12 protein-coding genes are annotated in these 16796 nt (G+C 62.7%); 5 read left to right on the top strand and 7 right to left on the bottom strand.

The genetic code is table 11. From position 1 onward, the window contains the following. Positions 1-333 precede the first annotated feature (333 nt). Both EDF71_RS18645 and EDF71_RS18650 read left to right on the top strand, forming a co-directional pair. Complete coding sequence (locus EDF71_RS18645; protein WP_133858057.1) at positions 334-963, top strand: TRAP transporter small permease subunit; 630 nt, start codon at positions 334-336, stop codon at positions 961-963. A 20-nt stretch (positions 964-983) separates the two neighbouring features. Next, positions 984-2804, top strand: a complete 1821-nt coding sequence (locus EDF71_RS18650; RefSeq protein ID WP_133858058.1) for a TRAP transporter large permease subunit — start codon at positions 984-986, stop codon at positions 2802-2804. Between the two features lie 231 nt (positions 2805-3035). On the opposite strand, the gene dctP is transcribed toward EDF71_RS18650, so the two are convergent. From dctP to EDF71_RS18670, 4 genes are all read right to left on the bottom strand, one after another. Then, positions 3036-4121 carry a TRAP transporter substrate-binding protein DctP gene (dctP, locus tag EDF71_RS18655; RefSeq protein WP_133858059.1) on the bottom strand — a complete coding sequence of 362 codons (1086 nt, stop codon included), beginning with the start codon at positions 4119-4121 and terminating at the stop codon, positions 3036-3038. Between the two features lie 266 nt (positions 4122-4387). Continuing rightward, complete coding sequence (gene dxs / locus EDF71_RS18660; RefSeq protein WP_133858060.1) at positions 4388-6301, bottom strand: 1-deoxy-D-xylulose-5-phosphate synthase; 1914 nt, start codon at positions 6299-6301, stop codon at positions 4388-4390. A 125-nt stretch (positions 6302-6426) separates the two neighbouring features. Continuing rightward, positions 6427-7335, bottom strand: coding sequence for a polyprenyl synthetase family protein (locus EDF71_RS18665; protein ID WP_133858061.1), 909 nt, complete (start codon positions 7333-7335; stop codon positions 6427-6429). A gap of 9 nt (positions 7336-7344) precedes the next feature. Next, entirely contained in the window at positions 7345-7602 is a 258-nt protein-coding gene (locus tag EDF71_RS18670) for an exodeoxyribonuclease VII small subunit (protein ID WP_021026004.1), read from the bottom strand. Positions 7603-7998: 396 nt separating this feature from the next. Between EDF71_RS18670 and EDF71_RS18675 the strand changes: the two genes are divergently transcribed. The 3 genes from EDF71_RS18675 (at position 7999) to EDF71_RS18685 (ending at position 11295) form a co-directional block, all read left to right on the top strand. After that, complete coding sequence (locus EDF71_RS18675; RefSeq protein ID WP_133858062.1) at positions 7999-9138, top strand: aromatic ring-hydroxylating dioxygenase subunit alpha; 1140 nt, start codon at positions 7999-8001, stop codon at positions 9136-9138. Between the two features lie 254 nt (positions 9139-9392). Then, a complete protein-coding gene (locus EDF71_RS18680) occupies positions 9393-10274 on the top strand; it encodes a DMT family transporter (RefSeq protein WP_133858063.1) in 882 nt (293 codons plus the stop codon). A 100-nt stretch (positions 10275-10374) separates the two neighbouring features. Further along, complete coding sequence (locus EDF71_RS18685; RefSeq protein WP_133858064.1) at positions 10375-11295, top strand: sulfurtransferase; 921 nt, start codon at positions 10375-10377, stop codon at positions 11293-11295. A 66-nt stretch (positions 11296-11361) separates the two neighbouring features. Here EDF71_RS18685 and EDF71_RS18690 read toward each other — a convergent pair whose 3' ends face one another. The 3 genes from EDF71_RS18690 to ppc all read right to left on the bottom strand — a co-directional run bounded on the left by EDF71_RS18690 (position 11362) and on the right by ppc (position 16675). Beyond that, the gene (locus EDF71_RS18690; RefSeq protein ID WP_133858065.1) at positions 11362-13311 is read right to left on the bottom strand and encodes a trypsin-like peptidase domain-containing protein; all 1950 of its coding nucleotides are present in this window, start codon (positions 13309-13311) and stop codon (positions 11362-11364) included. A gap of 118 nt (positions 13312-13429) precedes the next feature. Continuing rightward, positions 13430-13762, bottom strand: a complete 333-nt coding sequence (locus tag EDF71_RS18695; RefSeq protein WP_133858066.1) for an SMR family transporter — start codon at positions 13760-13762, stop codon at positions 13430-13432. A gap of 150 nt (positions 13763-13912) precedes the next feature. After that, positions 13913-16675, bottom strand: a complete 2763-nt coding sequence (ppc, locus tag EDF71_RS18700; protein WP_243854362.1) for a phosphoenolpyruvate carboxylase — start codon at positions 16673-16675, stop codon at positions 13913-13915. Between the last annotated feature and the right edge of the window lie 121 nt (positions 16676-16796).

Raw genomic sequence — 16796 nt, forward strand, 5'->3', positions numbered from 1 at the left:
CTTGCAGCACCGGCGCCTTGCGACGAAGCGCCCCGCCATCGCACGGCAAAACAAGCGCTGCAAACGGGAGCTATACAGGTAGTAACCCGGTATTCAGCGCTCGAAAATAGATAGCAGGTAATCGCGGCACCATGCCCTTTAACTAGTGATTACCCTTGAGTTTGTCGCTTTCCCAAAAATATTTTTTCATCCTTGCGCCTGTTCGCAACATCGGCAAGGGAATTTGTATGAGGAAGCGCGTACTTATTCGTAAAATCAGTGCTTTTCGAAAATGTGCATTTGCTTACCAGCATTGAGCATGTATTACAGGACTAGCCAACCATTGGAGACACCATGCAGGCTTTACTTGCCCTATCCAGGGCTATCGACAGGCTCAATGCCTTCGTCGGCAAACATTCAATATGGCTGATCTTTGCCGCCACCTTCATCAGCGCCGCCAACGCCATCGTTCGCAAGGCCTTTGACGCCAGCTCCAATGCCTTCCTGGAAGTGCAGTGGTACCTGTTCGCCTGGTCCTTCTTGCTCGCCGCTGGCTACACCTTGCTGCACCGCGAGCATGTGCGTATTGACGTGATCAACTCGCGCCTGTCCAAGACCAAGCAGGTCTGGATCGACATCATCGGCTTTGCGTTCTTCCTCACCCCGCTGTGCCTCACCATCCTGTGGCTGAGCATGCCAGTGGTCATCCAGATGTACCAGTCCGGTGAAGTCTCGGGCAACCCGGGCGGCCTGATCCGCTGGCCCGTGTGGGCAGCAATCCCCGTAGGTATCACCTTGCTGATGCTCCAGGGCCTGTCCGAGCTGGTCAAGCGCATTGCGTTCTTGACGGGCGACGGCCCTGACCCAATGGGCAAGCTCAGCGACAAGAGCGCCGAGGAAGAGCTGGCCGAGGCACTGCGTGCCGAAGCTGAAATCAAGCAGGCGCAGGCCGCCGCAGCCCAGGCTGCAGCGCGCCAGGGCTAAGGCCAGCCAGAGGACCTCACATGGAATTTCTCGTTACCAATTACGCCCCGATCATGTTCGCGGGCCTGATCGTCTTTCTGCTGCTTGGCTTTCCCGTGGCGTTCAGCCTGGGCGCTGCCGGCCTGATGTTCGGCTTTATCGGCATTGAACTCAATGTCTTCCCCTCGTCGGTGATGGCCTGGCTACCCCAGCGCCTGATCGGCATCATGGCCAACGACACCTTGCTGGCCGTGCCCTTCTTCACCTTGATGGGTTTGATACTGGAGCGCAGCGGCATGGCCGAGGACTTGCTCGACACGGTGGGCCAGGTCTTTGGCCCGATCCGTGGCGGTCTGGCCCTCGCGGTGATCTTTGTCGGCGCGCTGCTGGCTGCGACCACCGGTGTGGTGGCCGCATCGGTCATCTCCATGGGCCTGATCTCGCTGCCCATCATGCTGCGCTACGGCTATGACCGGCGCCTGGCCTCGGGTGTGATTGCCGCCTCGGGTACGCTGGCCCAGATCATTCCGCCATCGCTGGTGCTGATCCTGATGGCCGACCAGCTGGGCAAGAGCGTGGGCGACATGTACAAGGGCGCCTTCATCCCCGGCTTCATGCTGATGGGTCTGTATGTGGTCTGGGTCGCCTTCCTGGCCATCTTCAAGCCAAAGCTGGTGCCTGCACTGCCGGTTGAAGCCCGTATCTACCGCGAAGCCAATGGCAACGCCGGCTACACCTCGCTGATCGTGGTGATGGGCCTGTCGACCATTGTGGCGATCTTCCTGGCCAGCCATATGGCCGACATCCACACCTGGTGGGAAGGCCATCTGGTCACCGACGTGGCTACTGACGAAAAGATCGTGACGGCCATGTGCGGCGGCACCTTCATCGCCTTTGTGATCGCATCGATCAACCGCGTCTTCAAGCTGGGCCTGCTGTCCAAGCTGGCCGAGCGCGTGACCTTTGTGCTGATCCCGCCGCTGCTGCTGATCTTCCTGGTGCTGGGCACCATCTTCCTGGGCATCGCAACGCCTACCGAAGGCGGTGCGATGGGTGCCATGGCTGCGCTGATCATGGGCTTTGCCCGCAAGCGCCTGAACATGAACCTGCTCAAGCAGGCGCTGGGCTCGACCACCAAGCTCGCCAGCTTTGTGATGTTCATCATGATTGGCGCGACCACCTTCAGCCTGGTGTTCCAGGCCGCTGACGGCCCCAAGTGGGTGGAGCATCTGCTGACCAGCCTGCCAGGCGGCCAGACCGGCTTTCTGATCGTGGTCAACATCATGATCTTCTTCCTGGCCTTCTTCTTGGACTACTTCGAGCTGTCCTTCATCGTCGTGCCGCTGCTCGGCCCGGTGGCCGAGAAGATGGGCATCGACCTGATCTGGTTCGGCGTGCTGCTGGCGGTCAATATGCAGACCTCGTTCATGCATCCGCCGTTCGGCTTTGCGCTGTTCTTCCTGCGATCGGTCGCGCCTGACAAGCAGTATGTGGACCGGGTCACGCACAAGGTGATCGAGCCGGTGACCACGATGCAGATCTACAAGGGTGCCGTGCCGTTTGTGCTGATCCAGCTGGTCATGGTCGGTGTGCTGATTGCCTTCCCCGGCATCGTGACCGGCGCGCTGGACAAACCGGTGGTCGTCGACATGCAGAAGATCGACGAGCAGATGATGAACCAGCTGGGCGACCACGACGGCGGCTACGGCGCAGACAACCCGTTTGCAACGCCCGACGCCCCTGTCGATGCTGGCGCCGCAGGCAGCACGCCCGCACCTGGCGCAGAAGGCTATGGATCGGACGACCCGGCCAAGGCCCTGCAGGATTCGCTGGGCACCGCCCCCGCTGCAGAAAGCAAATAAAGGGCTCCCAGCCCATCACCCCCGAACCCTGGCTTGCCAGGGTTTTTTTATGGCTGCCTGCAATCGGGCCCAGGCTCTTCTATGTGCCGGCTGCCTGCCCCCTGCAGCCCCTCTGAATGCGCCAACAAAGCACCAGCACTACCTTGTGCCCCATAGACGCAAAAAAGCCGCAGCAAGCTGCGGCTCTTGGCTGCTGCGACCAAGCCTCAATGGCCTGGCGCATGCTCCCGATCAGGGCAGTTTGACCTGGGCCATGTACTGGTTGAACGGGTACTCGGAGAAGCGGTTCCACAGGATCTGGTCCTTCTGGAAGGCGCGCATGTCCTGGTGGATCTTCTTGAACTCGGGCGAGCGCGCTTCGTGTTCGGCAAAGGTTTCCATCGAGGCCTTGAAGCCAGCGTCCATCAGCTCCTTGGAGAAAGGCTTGAGCTGGGTCTTGTTGGCCACCAGGTTCTTCAGCGCGATGGGGTTGAGCACCTGGTACTTGGCGGTCATGTCGGCTGCTGCCACGCGGGTGGCGGCGTCCAGGATGGCCTTGTTCTCAGGCGACAGCGCGTTGTACTTCTTGATGTTGATGAAGAACTCCAGATCGGCCGAGCCTTCCCACCAACCGGGGTAGTAGTAGAACGGCGCCACCTTGTTGAAGCCCAGCTTTTCATCGTCGTAAGGACCAACGAATTCCACGGCATCCAGGGTGCCCTTTTCCAGCGCCTGGTACACGTCACCAGCAGGCATGTTTTGCGCCACCACGCCCAGCTTGGCCATGGCCTCGCCGAACACGCCGCCGCCCATGCGCATCTTCAGGCCCTTCAGGTCGGCCACGGTCTTGATTTCCTTGCGGTACCAGCCGCCCATCTGGGTGGTGGTGTTACCGGCCGATGCGGTCTTGAAGTTGTACTTCTCAAAGAAGGCATCGAGGAGCTTGCGGCCGTTGCCGTGGTCCTTCCAGCCCGCCATCTGCAGGGTGGTCAGGCCAAAGGGCACCGCGCAGCTGAATGCGAAGATTGGGTCCTTGCCGGTGAAGTAGTAGGCCGCCGTCTGGGCCATGTCGATGGTGTCGCCTTGCAGCGCATCGACCACGCCGAACGCGGGCATCAGCTCGCCTGCGGGGTGGACCGAGATTTCAAACTTGCCGCCCGACATGGCCTTGACGGCCGAGGACAGCTTTTCGGCAGAGCCGAAGATGGTGTCGAGCGACTTGGGGAAGCTCGATGCCAGGCGCCAGCGCACTGCTGCCTGCGCATGCACCGCCGGCGCTACCCCAGCAGCCAGAACGCCAGCGATACCGGCATTTTTGATAAGCGAACGACGATCCATGTATGTCTCCAATTATTTGTAGAAAGTAAAGGTAGCTATCCTGCCATAGGCGCATGCCGCTTTTAGCTTTGCAAATTGTAGAAATGGTTGCAGAAGTGACTTCAGCGGGTTTTCCCCAGAGTAGGACAAAGGATTTTGTTCGCATTGCGCCACAGGCCGTGCAAACCCGCAGCGGCCCCGGCGCAGCGCTGTCGCAGACAACAAAAAGCCCGGTACGCGAACGACCGGGCTTGTCGGTGGGCGCCAGGCGCCGGCCTGGCAGTGGATCAGGCCGCCGCGCTCTGGCCGGCTGCAGCCTCGGGCAGCGCAAAGCGTTCGCGGATGCTGCGCTCGATGCCAGCGGCATCCAGGCCCTGCATGGCCATCAGCTTGGCCGGGTCGCCATGCTCGATGAAGACATCGGGGAGGCCGAGTTGCAGCACGGGCACATCGATATGCAGTTCCTGCAGCGCTTCAAGCACGGCACTGCCAGCGCCGCCCATCAGGCAGCCGTCTTCCACGGTAACCAGGGCATCGTGGCTTTCCGCCACTTGTTGCAGCAGCTCGGTGTCAAGCGGCTTGGCCCAGCGCATGTTCACCACGCTGGCGTTCAGCGCCTCGCCCGCCTGCAAGGCCGGGTAGAGCAAGCTGCCAAAGGCCAGGATGGCGATGCGCGGGCGGCCGGCCACGGCAGGCTGGGCCTGGCGGCGGATCTCACCCTTGCCAAAGGGCAGGCCTTCCAGCGACTCGAGCGGTGCCACACCGGCACCGGCGCCACGCGGGTAGCGCACGGTCACCGGGTGGTTCTGCGCAAAGGCGGTGCTCAGCAGCTGGCGGCATTCGCGCTCATCGGCGGGGCAGGCCACGCTCATATTGGGGATGGCGCGGGTAAAGGCGATGTCGTAATTGCCGGCATGGGTGGCGCCATCGGCACCTACCAGACCGGCGCGGTCCAGTGCAAACACGACGGGCAGGTTTTGCAGTGCCACATCGTGGATCAGCTGGTCATAGCCGCGCTGCAGAAAGGTCGAGTAGATGGCGACCACGGGCTTGAGCCCTTCGCAGGCCAGGCCGGCGGCAAAGGTCACGCTGTGCTGCTCGGCGATGCCGACGTCGAAGTAGCGCTTGGGAAAGCGCTTTTCAAACTCGACCATGCCGGAGCCTTCGCGCATCGCCGGGGTGATCGCGACCAGGCGCTCGTCCTGGGCGGCCATGTCACAGAGCCAGTGGCCAAACACCTGGGTAAAGGTCGGCTTGGGCGGCGTGGCGGGCTTGACCAGGCCGATGGCCGGGTCGAACTTGCCCGGGCCGTGGTAGGCGACGGGATCGGCTTCGGCCAGCTTGTAGCCCTGGCCCTTTTTGGTGACCACATGCAGAAACTGCGGGCCCTTGAGCTGGCGGATGTTTTCCAGAGTCGGGATCAGCGAATCGAGGTCATGGCCATCGATGGGGCCGATGTAGTTGAAGCCGAAGTTCTCGAACAAGGTGGCAGGCACCACCATGCCCTTGGCCTGCTGCTCCAGGCGCTTGGCCAGTTCCAGCAGCGGCGGCACCTGCTTGAGCACGCTCTTGCCCACGCCACGCGCCTTGGCATAGAACTGGCCGCTCATCAGCTGCGCCAGGTAGCGGTTCAGCGCGCCCACCGGCGGGCTGATGCTCATGTCGTTGTCATTCAGGATCACCAGCAGGTTGGCATCGCTGACGCCGGCGTTGTTCAGTGCTTCGAAGGCCATGCCGGCGGTCATCGCGCCATCGCCAATGATGGCTACGGCCTGGTGGTCGCTGCCCTTGATCTTGAAGGCCTCGGCCATGCCCAGCGCCGCCGAGATGCTGGTCGACGAGTGGGCGGTGCCAAAGGCGTCGTATTCGCTCTCGCTGCGCAGCGGGAAGCCCGAGATGCCACCCCACTGGCGCAGGCCCTGCATGCGGTCGCGGCGGCCGGTCAGAATCTTGTGCGGGTAGGTCTGGTGGCCCACATCCCAGACAAAGCGGTCGTGGGGCGTGTCATAGACGGCGTGCAGCGCGATCGTCAGCTCCACCGTGCCCAGGTTGGAGCTCAGGTGGCCGCCGGTCTTGGACACGCTCTCGAGCACAAATTCCCGCAGCTCACGCGCCAGGGTCTTGAGCTCGGCGCGCGACATCTTGCGCAGATCCGCCGGGTCGTTGACGGTGGCTAGCAGGGGAAAGGTCTTCGTGGACATACTATGGTTTGGTCACTTGCTACGCATACCTCGGAAGCATCCGCGCAGTTTTTTTACTGGAATGGCAAGGGGCTATGTTAGCGCCTTGAGCCCGGTTAAGCCGTCACAAGGCGCATTTGGCCTACTCAATGGCTGCGGCGCACCACCATGTCGGCCAGGGCAGCCAGCGCCGCCGTCTGGGGCAAACCACTGCCCGCCAGCGCCTGCTGGGCCTCGGCCAGCAGCTCATGGGCATAGTCGCGCGCGGGCTGCAGGCCCATCAGCGATACATAGGTGGGCTTGTCGTTGTCGGCATCCTTGCCGGCCGTCTTGCCCAGAGTGGCAGAGTCGGCCACCACATCGAGCACATCGTCGATCACCTGGAAAGCCAGTCCCAGGGCCGCGCCGTATTGCTTCAGCGCTGCAAGCGCTGCGCCCTGGATGCCGGCACAGGTGGCGCCCATCTCGACGCTGGCTTGCAGCAGCGCACCGGTCTTGAGCTTGTGCATCTGCTGGAGCTGGTCGCGTGTCAACTGCTTGCCGACGCTGGCCAGGTCGATGGCCTGGCCACCGGCCATGCCGTTGTAGCCCGCAGCCCAGGCCAGCTGGCGGCACAGGCGCGCCTGCACGCCATCGGAGATGGCACTGCCCTCGGGCACCAGAATCTCGAAAGCCAGCGCCTGCAGCGCATCGCCCGCCAGCAGCGCCTGGGCCTGGCCAAACTGCACATGGACCGTGGGCTTGCCACGGCGCAGCACATCGTTGTCCATGCAGGGCATGTCGTCATGCACCAGCGAATAGGCATGGATCAGCTCCACCGCGCAGCCGGCGCGCAAGGCGGCCTCTGCCTGGGCAGCATCCAACTGGCCTACGGCCTGGGCGGCTGCCAGCACCAGCAAGGGGCGCAGGCGCTTGCCGCCGTCGAGCACGGCGTAGCGCATGGGCTCGCCCAGGTTGGCGGGGGCATCGGCGGCAATCCACAGCGTGAGGGCGTCTTCGACGCGGGCAAGTTCCTGGCTGCACCAGAGTGCAAAATTATCGTGCGCTGAAGTCATTGTTAGAACTTATTCCTCGCTGGTCCAGGGCTTGAGCTGGCCCTCATCCAGTACTTTGATCTGGTCCTGCACCGCTTCGAGCTTGCCCCGGCAGAACGCCAGCAGCACCGCGCCGCGCTGGTAGGCGGCCAGCATGTCCCCCAAAGGCAGCTGACCGGACTCGATGCGCGCGACCAGGCCTTCGAGCTCCTGCAGCGCGCTTTCGTAGTTATCGGGTTCGGGCAGGTCTGGCGTGGCAGACGTCTTGGAAGCAGTGGCCTTGGGCATGGGCAAAGGGGGCAGACAGCGTGCCCAGGTGCATGGATGTAAAGGCTCGATTTTAGGCGCATGGGAAGCGACCGCGAACACAGCGGCGACCGCGCACGCTGGCGCAGGCTGCCGGCCGGCGCCAATTCCCACAAAAAAACCTGGCGATCTATGGTGAAATAAGAGGCTGCAGCTATCAATTTGATAATATCGGCAGCCTGTCGATGCCATTGCCAACCCGTGACAAGCCCTGTCATTTATGACAATTCACGCATGGACAGAACGGGAATAACCCCACTGGGTATAATCCCATTTTTCGCGAAACCGGCCATCCTTTGTTGTTGCTGCCGGTTTTATTTTTTTCTCCGCGTGCGCACGCGCACCCTCCCTGTGGGGAGTCTTTAGGTCAGGTCACCCATGTCTGATTTAAGTCTTCAACTGCAGCAGGCCGCAAGCCAACTTCCAGTTTCAAGCTACTTTGATCAAGCGCTGTTTGAGCGCGAGATGCAAACCATCTTCCAGCACGGCCCCAAGTATGTGGGCCACCAACTGGCGATTCCCGAGATTGGCGACTACTACGCCCTTCCCCATGAGAAGGAAGGGCGCGCCCTGGTGCGCAATGCCGCAGGCCAGGCCGAGCTGATCTCCAACGTCTGCCGCCACCGCCAAGCCGTGATGCTCAAGGGCCGCGGCTCGCTGAACCACCAGCAAAAGGGCAGCGCTGGCGGCAATATCGTCTGCCCACTGCACCGCTGGACCTACAGCCCCAGCGGCGAACTGCTGGGCGCGCCGCATTTTGCACAGGACCCCTGCCTCAACCTGAACAACTACAAGTTGCAGGAATGGAATGGCCTGCTGTTCGAGGACAACGGCCGCAACATCCAGGCTGACCTGGCCAATATGGGCCCAGCTGCTGCGCTGAGCTTTGATGGCTTTGTGCTCAACCATGTCGAGATGCACGAGTGCAACTACAACTGGAAGACCTTCATCGAGGTCTACCTGGAGGACTACCACGTCGGCCCCTTCCACCCCGGACTGGGCAACTTCGTCACCTGTGACGATCTGAAGTGGGAGTTTGCCAAGGAGTACTCGGTGCAGACTGTGGGCGTGGCACCCACCTTTGCCAAGCCTGGATCGGACATCTACAAGACCTGGCACGAGGTGTTGCTGAACTTCCGCGACGGCAAGATGCCCGAGCATGGCGCGATCTGGCTGACCTACTACCCTCACATCATGGTGGAGTGGTACCCGCATGTGCTGACGGTCTCGACCCTGCACCCCGTCGGCCCGGACAAGACCATGAACGTGGTGGAGTTCTACTACCCCGAGGAAATCAGCGCCTTCGAGCCCGAGTTTGTGCAGGCCCAGCGCGCCGCCTATATGGAGACTGCCATCGAGGACGATGAGATCGCCGAGCGCATGGATGCTGGCCGCAAGGCCTTGTATGAGCGCGGCGACAACGAAGTCGGCCCCTACCAGAGTCCGATGGAAGACGGCATGCAGCACTTCCACGAGTGGTATCGGGGTATGATGCAGGCCGCTGTTCCAGACAAGTGATCTGCCACAGCCAGGCACTCCCAACTATTTAGACCCTCAGATAGCTGTCAGGGACGCTTTGCATAACCCTCGCCAAGCGGGATGGATGCGGATCGGGATGAGACGCAAGGCGTCTTTTGCAGTCAATAGCCGTAGCTATTGACAAGGAAGACAACGCAGCGGATCGCCCGAGACCGCGTTCAGACCACGGCAGGGAGTTTTGCAGAGGGTTCCTTACGCTCCGCGATAGCAGCTTTTTTCATTAAAGATCTCCCATGCAAGCCCTTTGGATGGTGGCCGCTGCGTTCATGTTTGCACTCATGGGCGTGTGCATCAAGTTCGCCTCTGTGTATTTCAACGCGGCCGAGATCGTGTTCTACCGGGGTCTCATCAGCATGGCGCTGATCTGGTGGCTCACCCGGCGCCAAAATATCTCCCTGACCACCCGCTACCCCAGGATGCATGCCTGGCGTAGCTGCATCGGCGTCACCTCGATGGGCATGTGGTTTTATGCGATCGGCAAGCTGCCGCTGGCCACCGCGATGACCTTGAACTACATGAGCAGCCTCTGGGTGGCGGCCTTTGTTGTGGGCAGCGCCCTGCTCACCTGGCGCCCCAAGGGCGAGGGCGACCAGCCCGCGCTGAATATTCCACTGGTGCTGACGGTGATCAGTGGCTTTTGCGGCGTCATTCTGATGCTGCGCCCCAACATCGAGGCCGACCAGATGTTTGCCGGCCTGGTGGGCCTGATGTCCGGCCTGATCTCTGCCTTTGCCTATATGCAGGTGGTGGCCTTGTCGCGCATGGGTGAGCCCGAGCAGCGCGTGGTCTTCTACTTTGCCGTGGGTTCGGCCATCGCCGGCGGCCTGGCCACCTTGTTTGTCGGCACCTCCAGCTTCCCCGGCTGGCCCTCGCTGTGGCTGATCCCTGTCGGCATTCTGGCCGCCGGGGCCCAGCTGGCGATGACGCGCGCCTATGGCTCGGCCACCACGCGCCGCGCCACCCTGGTCGTCGCCAACCTGCAGTACTCGGGCATTGTGTTTGCAGGCCTGTTCAGCATCGTTGTCTTTGGCGACCAGATTCCAGCCATCGGCTGGATGGGCATGGCCTTGATCGTGGGAAGCGGCATCGTCGCCACGGTACTGCGCAAGCGCTGATCCGGTCGGGCGGCCGGCGCATGGTGGTGGCGCCCATGTTGGCTGCAGCGGCTGCGGCGCTGCCACATAATGTTTGCAAGATTCTTCTTGGAGCACTGCCATGGCCACCACACCCCTCCCCGCTGCCTACACCACCCTGATCACCGTCGCCCAGTTGCAGGCGTTGCAGCAGTCCAGCCCGCAGCAAGTGATGGTGTTTGACTGCAGCTTTGACCTGACCAAGCCGGCGGCCGGTGCCGAACAGTTTGCCCAGGCCCATATTGCAGGCGCCGTCTACGCCAATCTCGACAAGGACCTGAGCGCCCCGCATGGCGCCCTGAGCCACGGCCAAAGCATTGCGGCCACCGACCTGGGCGAGCCCGCATCGGGCGGCCGCCACCCGCTCCCCAGCCGCGAGCGCTTTGCCGTGTGGCTGTCGCAAGTGGGCTTTCGCAATGACATGCAGGCCGTCGTCTATGACCGCAATGGCGTGAACTATGCCGGCCGCCTGTGGTGGATGCTCAAATGGGCCGGCCACGATGCAGTGGCCGTGCTCGACGGCGGCTTGCAGGCCTGGCAGGCCGCAGGCGGCCCGGTGGAGGCCGGCGAGCCTGCCAGCCATTTCCAAAGCAACTTTGAACTGCGCCCGGCGCTGCGCAATCTCAAGACCGCCGCGCAGGTGCAGCAGGCCTTGGGTACGGCGCAAACCATCATCGATGCCCGCGCGCCTGCACGTTACCGTGGTGAGGTGGAGCCGCTGGACCCGGTGGCCGGCCACATCCCTGGCGCGCTGAACCGGCCCTTCACTACCAATATCGACGCGAATGGCCGCTTCAAACCCGCCGCGGAGCTGCGCGCCGAGTTCGATGCGCTGCTGGCCGGGCAGGATCCGCAGACGGTCGTGCACCAATGCGGCAGCGGCGTCAGCGCCCTGCCCAATTTGATCGCGATGGAGATTGCCGGCTATGCGCCCACGGCGCTGTTTGCCGGTAGCTGGAGCGAGTGGTGCAGCGACCCATCGCGCCCCGTCGAACGAGGCTGATAGGCCGGCGCTGAGTGCTGGGTCCGACCACCCTCCAGCCGGTGGTCAGACCCGGTCGGTGCTGCCTTACTGGCTGCCCCACACGTAGTAAGCAATGCCTTCAAACAGAAACTGCGGATAGGTCGCCACCACAAAATCACGCTCGGATGGGTTGGTGGTATAGAAGTGCGCGCCGGTGAGCGTATTGTAGAAACGGTACATGGGCACCGAGCCATCGCCTTGCACCTGGCGCGCATACCAGGCCACACCCTCCACACTGAACTGCGGATAGTTCGCCATCACGAAGGCGCGCTCGTCGGCATTGATGGTGTAGAAGTGCGAGCCCGAGTTGTTGTTGTAGAAACGGTAGACCGCATTGGGCGCTGTAGCGGTCTGCGTGGACGCATAGAAGCCAATGTTTTCGTACTGGTAGTTCGGGTTGCCCTGGATCACTGCATCGCGCTCCTGCGCGCTGGCGGTGAAGAAGTGCGTACCGTTCTGGGTGTTGTAGAAGCGGTAAATCGGCATGCGACCGGATACCGGGGTAGTTGCCGCACCGCCTGCGTCCACCAGCCACTTGCGCAGCGCTGGCATCACACTGTTCAAGCTCGGGTAGAAGCTGTAGGCACCTGCACCGTTGGCACGGCAGCTGGCTTCCGACGCGCCCGTCAACACACCGGTCACGGCGCCATTGTTAAACAGCGGCGAGCCACTGCTGCCCTGCTGGGTCAGGCCCATGGACCAGGGCACGTAGTAGTAGTTGCCAGAATTGGGCGCTGAGGTGCAGAGCACACTCTTGCCATCCAGGTTGCAATCGAAGCGGGAAGACATGGTGCCAAAACTGATCTTCTGCAAGCCGCCGTCTGGATGGTGCACACCGACCACGGGCGTGTTGTTGGGCACGATGCTGCTGTCCCAGCCCAGGAACACGGCGCCTGCAGGGGGCGTGTCATTGAGCTTGAGCAAGGTGACATCGGGGTTAGCGCTGCTGTAGAGCAGCTGGGCGCCATTGCGCAGGTTCACGCTGTTGGGCGAGAGGCTGTTGCTGGAGCAGCGGGTGGAGGTGTAGAACCAGTCGGTCTCCAGCGCGGAGGCCAGGGTCTGGGTCGACATGCAGTGCGCAGCGGTCAGAAAGTATGGCGTTTTAGAGCCCTGCGCGTCGTTGAGCAGGCTGCCGGTGCACAAACCGTAGTAGTAGCTGCCATCGGCCATGCGCTCGGTCACATAGGCCATGCGGGCAACGCCTTTGCGCTCATCTTGCAGCTGGGTAAAGCAATTCACATCCAGATGGCATGCCACTGGATCGCCAAGCGGCATCGCCTTGGCATCCTCTTGCGCTGCATCCGTCTCATCCGTGCCCAGCGGCAGCGACAGGTTTTCATAGATGTGCATGACTTGTGGCAGCGAGACCTTGAGCTGCTCGGGCATGGTGCCTGGGGGCAGCTCGATCTCCAGGGTCACTTGCTCGCCGGAGCTGCTGGGTGTCCACCAGGTGCGGCCCGCTTCGCTGTTATCGCCAGCATCCAGGTTGGCCTGCAGCATCTGCATGACGCGCTGGCCGGAAATCTCGAACACCGCAGCAGGCTGGTGGTCGGTATAGAGGCGCAGCATGGCGCTGCCAGGCAGTTGATCCACCACCAGGCCCAGACGCAAGCCCTGGGCGCCGCCCGAGCGCACACTCAAGGCCGCCACGGTGCCGCCGTTGGCCGATGTCTGCCATTGCAGCAGTTGCGCAGTTTGCGTGGCGGACTGGGCTTGCTGCACTGCGCGTGATGCACCGATGATCTGCACGGGCAGCTCGGGGGCAGACTTGAGGGCTATCCACTCACCCAGGTCAATCGCGACAGGCTGGATGGCCAGACCGGCTTCCATGCTCTTGGTACGCACAAACTCCTGCGGCACGCCCGCTGGCTGCTCTAACGCCGGTACCTTGAAAACCTGATCTGCCTGGCCTGGCGAACCCGCCGCAGCAGCCAAGCCCGCCATTGCGCCCCAGCTGACCAGACTGGCCACCCCTATTTTTGCCATCCAACCCATGCCTATATCCCTCCAGTGTTATTAATACAGAACCACGCATTCTAAGATTTATTTTATAAATCGCTAATGGAGTTTCTGTGTCAATAGCTGAGGCCAGCGCATCTGTGGACAACAAGCATCAATGCCCTGCCGACTTAGAAAACAGATTGATCACCAGCACCCCGGCAATAATCAGCCCCATGCCCGCCATGGCCCCGGCATCGAGCTTTTGCCCATGCAAGGCCCAGGCGATCAGCGAGATCGCCACAATGCCCACGCCCGACCAGATCGCATAGGCAATGCCGGTGGGCACGGTCTTCAAGGTCTGCGCCAGCAGGTAGAACGACAGCACATAGCCAATGCCGCAGATCAGGCTGGGCACCAGGCGGGTAAAGCCTTCGGAGGACTTCATGGCCGTAGTGGCCATCACTTCCAGCGCAATGGCGCCGCCCAGGTAAACATAGGCATTCATCACAATTCCTTCTTGTTGGGCAGCGTTCTGCAAAGGCAGACAAGCCAGCTGCCCCGTAAAAATAACAAAGGCCCCGGCTTGGCGCCAGGGCCTCATCACTGGGGTGGGTTCTTGCCTATGGCAAGGGGCCCAGCCCAAGTCCAGATCACCTCAACCGGTATTGCGCAGCGCAGCGGCAATGCCGTTGATGGAGATATGGATACCGGTCTTCACCCGCTCATTGTCCTCTCCATTGCGCCAGCGGCGGATCAGCTCCACCTGCAGATGGTGCAAAGGATCGATGTAGGGGAAGCGGTGGCGGATGGAACGCTCCAGCGCCGGGTTGTTGGCCAGGCGGTTGGCCTCGCCGGTGATCAAGGCCAAGGCCTCGGCCGTGCTCTTCCATTCGGCTTCGATGGCCTGGAACACGCGCTTGCGCAAGCGCGTGTCTGCCACCAGCTCGCTGTAGCGCAGCGCCAGCGCCATATCGCTCTTGGCCAGCACCATGTCCATATTGGACAGCAGCGTGCGGAAAAACGGCCACTGGCGGTACATCTTCTGCAGCAAGGCCCACTGCAACTTGGCGGTTTTCCCCTCTTGGCTGACAAAGGCCTGCACGGCCGAGCCAAAGCCATACCAGCCCGGCAGAGTCAGGCGGCACTGGCCCCAGCTAAAGCCCCAGGGGATGGCGCGCAAATCCTCGATGCGCTGGCTGGCCTTGCGCGATGCGGGGCGCGAGCCGATATTGAGCTCGGCAATCTCGCGGATCGGGGTGGAGCTGAAGAAATAGCTCTCAAAGCCCTTGGTGCCGTAGACCAGATCGCGGTAGGCGGCCATGCTGGCGGCCGACAGGTCTGCTGCCGCATCCAGAAATGCCTGGCTGGCGGGCTTGGTGGGCTGCAGCAAGGTGGCTTCCAAGGTGGCGGCCACAAGGGTCTCCAGGTTGCGCCGACCGATCTCGGGGTTGGCGTACTTGGAGGCAATCACCTCGCCCTGCTCGGTCAGGCGGATCTGGCCGCGCACGGTGCCCGGCGGCTGCGCCAGAATCGCCTGGTAGCTGGGGCCACCGCCACGCCCCACCGTGCCGCCCCGGCCATGGAACAGGCGCAGTTGCACGGGGTTGGGCTGGCTCAGCTCGTCAAACAGCGCCACCAGCGCCAGCTCGGCCTGGTACAGCTCCCAGTTGCTGGTGAAGATGCCACCATCCTTGTTGCTGTCGCTGTAGCCCAGCATGATGTCCTGCTCGGCACCGCTGCGCTGGATCAGCGCGGCGATATGGGGCAGCGCATAGTATTCGCGCATGATGCTGGCCGCATGGCGCAGGTCATCGATGGTCTCGAACAGCGGGCTCACGATCAGGGTCGCACGCGACTGGCCATCGTTGATGCGGCCACTCAGCAAGCCCACTTCCTTTTGCAGCAGCAGCACTTCGAGCAGGTCGCTGACCGATTCGGTGTGGCTGATGATGTAGTGGCGGATGGCGTCCTGGCCGTAGAGCTGCACCGACAGGCGCGCTCGCTCGAAAATCGCCATCTCGCTCTGGCAGCGCTCGCTGTAGCTGGCGCCCACCACGCGCAGCGGGCGGGCATCGCTCAGCAACTGCAGCAGCAGCTCGCGCTTGGCCGCCTCGTTGAGCTGGCTGTAATCGGCCTGCAGGCCCGCCGTGGCCAGCAGCTCGCTGATCACCGCCTCATGCTGGTCCGAGCTTTGGCGCAGGTCAACGGTGGCCAGGTGGAAGCCAAACACCTGCACCGCGCGGATCAGCGGCGACAGGCGCTGTTCGGCCAGCGCGCGGCCGTGGTGGTCGCGCAAGGAGTCTTCGATGACGCGCAGATCGGCCAGAAACTCCTCGCTCGTCGCATAGGGGTTTTGCGGCGCCACCGCATGGCGGGCGGCTTCACCACCGCTCAGGTTCTTCAAGGTCGCAGCCAGGCGTGCATACACGCCAATCAGCGCGCGGCGGTAGGGCTCATCCTCGCGGTGCTGGCTGGTATCCGGGGAGCGCGCGGCCAGCGCCTGCAAGCCCGCGGTATTGCCGGCCAGGCGCTGGGACATCGACAGCTCGCCGCCCAGGTAGTGCACCTCGGTCAGGTAGTGGCGCAGCACCAGGTCGGACTGGCGGCGCAGCGCTTCCTGCAGGCTCTTAGCCGTGACATTGGGGTTGCCGTCGCGGTCGCCACCAATCCACTGGCCCATGCGCAAGAAGGTGGCCAGATCGCGCTCGCCCAGCTCGCGCTCCAGCGCGGCGTAGAGCTTGGGGATTTCGGTCAGGAACGTCGCCTGGTAGTAGCTCAGCGCATTGTCGATCTCGTCCTCGACCGTCAGCTTGGAATAGCGCAGCAACCGTGTCTGCCACAGCTGGGTGACCTGGGCGCTCAGTTGCAGCTCGTTGTCGGCCAGCTGGCGCGGGGTCAGGGTGTCCTTGCTGCTGTTAAACAGTTGGGCGCGCTGGGCGATATCGTCGCGCGCCACCAGCAGGGCGGCAATCGCACGCTCGGCATCCAGAATGCTCTTGCGCTGCACCTCGGTCGGGTGGGCGGTGAGCACCGGCGAGATCAGGCTGTGCGCCAAGGTCTGCGACACCGCCTTGACGGGGATGCCGGCCCAGCGCAGGCGCGCCAGGGCTACCTCGATGCTGCCTTCCTGCGTGTTACCGGCGCGCTCATGGATCTCACGGCGGCGGATATGGTGGCGGTCTTCCGCCAGGTTGGCCAGGTGCGAGAAATAGGTAAAGGCGCGGATCACGCTGACCGTCTGGTCGCCCGACAGGCCCTTGAGCAAGGACTTGAGCGATTTCTCCGCGTCCTGGTCGTCATTGCGGCGGTAGGCCACCGACAGCTGGCGCACCTGCTCGATCAGGTCAAAGGCGGCCTGGCCCTCCTGCTCGCGAATCACATCGCCCAGAATCCGGCCCAGAAGCCGGATGTCATCCATCAAGGGCTGGTCCTTGTCCGCACGGCGCGTAACGGCCTGGGTGGCGGCAGGGCTGCTCGCCTTGGGTTTGCGCGCCGGGGGCTTGGCGACTGCAGGAGTGTCTTTTTTGCTGGCAGTGGTC

Origin of the sequence: Comamonas sp. JUb58, assembly GCF_004364775.1 — a bacterium.
Taxonomy (GTDB): Bacteria; Pseudomonadota; Gammaproteobacteria; order Burkholderiales; family Burkholderiaceae_C; genus Comamonas.

What these genes read in the sequence shown, in the direction of transcription:
- EDF71_RS18645 (WP_133858057.1), top strand. Translation starts at nt 334, where the DNA reads ATGCAGGCTTTACTTGCCCTATCCAGGGCTATCGACAGGCTCAATGCC.
- EDF71_RS18650 (WP_133858058.1), top strand. Translation starts at nt 984, where the DNA reads ATGGAATTTCTCGTTACCAATTACGCCCCGATCATGTTCGCGGGCCTG.
- dctP (WP_133858059.1), bottom strand. Translation starts at nt 4,121, where the DNA reads ATGGATCGTCGTTCGCTTATCAAAAATGCCGGTATCGCTGGCGTTCTG.
- dxs (WP_133858060.1), bottom strand. Translation starts at nt 6,301, where the DNA reads ATGTCCACGAAGACCTTTCCCCTGCTAGCCACCGTCAACGACCCGGCG.
- EDF71_RS18665 (WP_133858061.1), bottom strand. Translation starts at nt 7,335, where the DNA reads ATGACTTCAGCGCACGATAATTTTGCACTCTGGTGCAGCCAGGAACTT.
- EDF71_RS18670 (WP_021026004.1), bottom strand. Translation starts at nt 7,602, where the DNA reads ATGCCCAAGGCCACTGCTTCCAAGACGTCTGCCACGCCAGACCTGCCC.
- EDF71_RS18675 (WP_133858062.1), top strand. Translation starts at nt 7,999, where the DNA reads ATGTCTGATTTAAGTCTTCAACTGCAGCAGGCCGCAAGCCAACTTCCA.
- EDF71_RS18680 (WP_133858063.1), top strand. Translation starts at nt 9,393, where the DNA reads ATGCAAGCCCTTTGGATGGTGGCCGCTGCGTTCATGTTTGCACTCATG.
- EDF71_RS18685 (WP_133858064.1), top strand. Translation starts at nt 10,375, where the DNA reads ATGGCCACCACACCCCTCCCCGCTGCCTACACCACCCTGATCACCGTC.
- EDF71_RS18690 (WP_133858065.1), bottom strand. Translation starts at nt 13,311, where the DNA reads ATGGGTTGGATGGCAAAAATAGGGGTGGCCAGTCTGGTCAGCTGGGGC.
- EDF71_RS18695 (WP_133858066.1), bottom strand. Translation starts at nt 13,762, where the DNA reads ATGAATGCCTATGTTTACCTGGGCGGCGCCATTGCGCTGGAAGTGATG.
- ppc (WP_243854362.1), bottom strand. Translation starts at nt 16,675, where the DNA reads ATGGATGACATCCGGCTTCTGGGCCGGATTCTGGGCGATGTGATTCGC.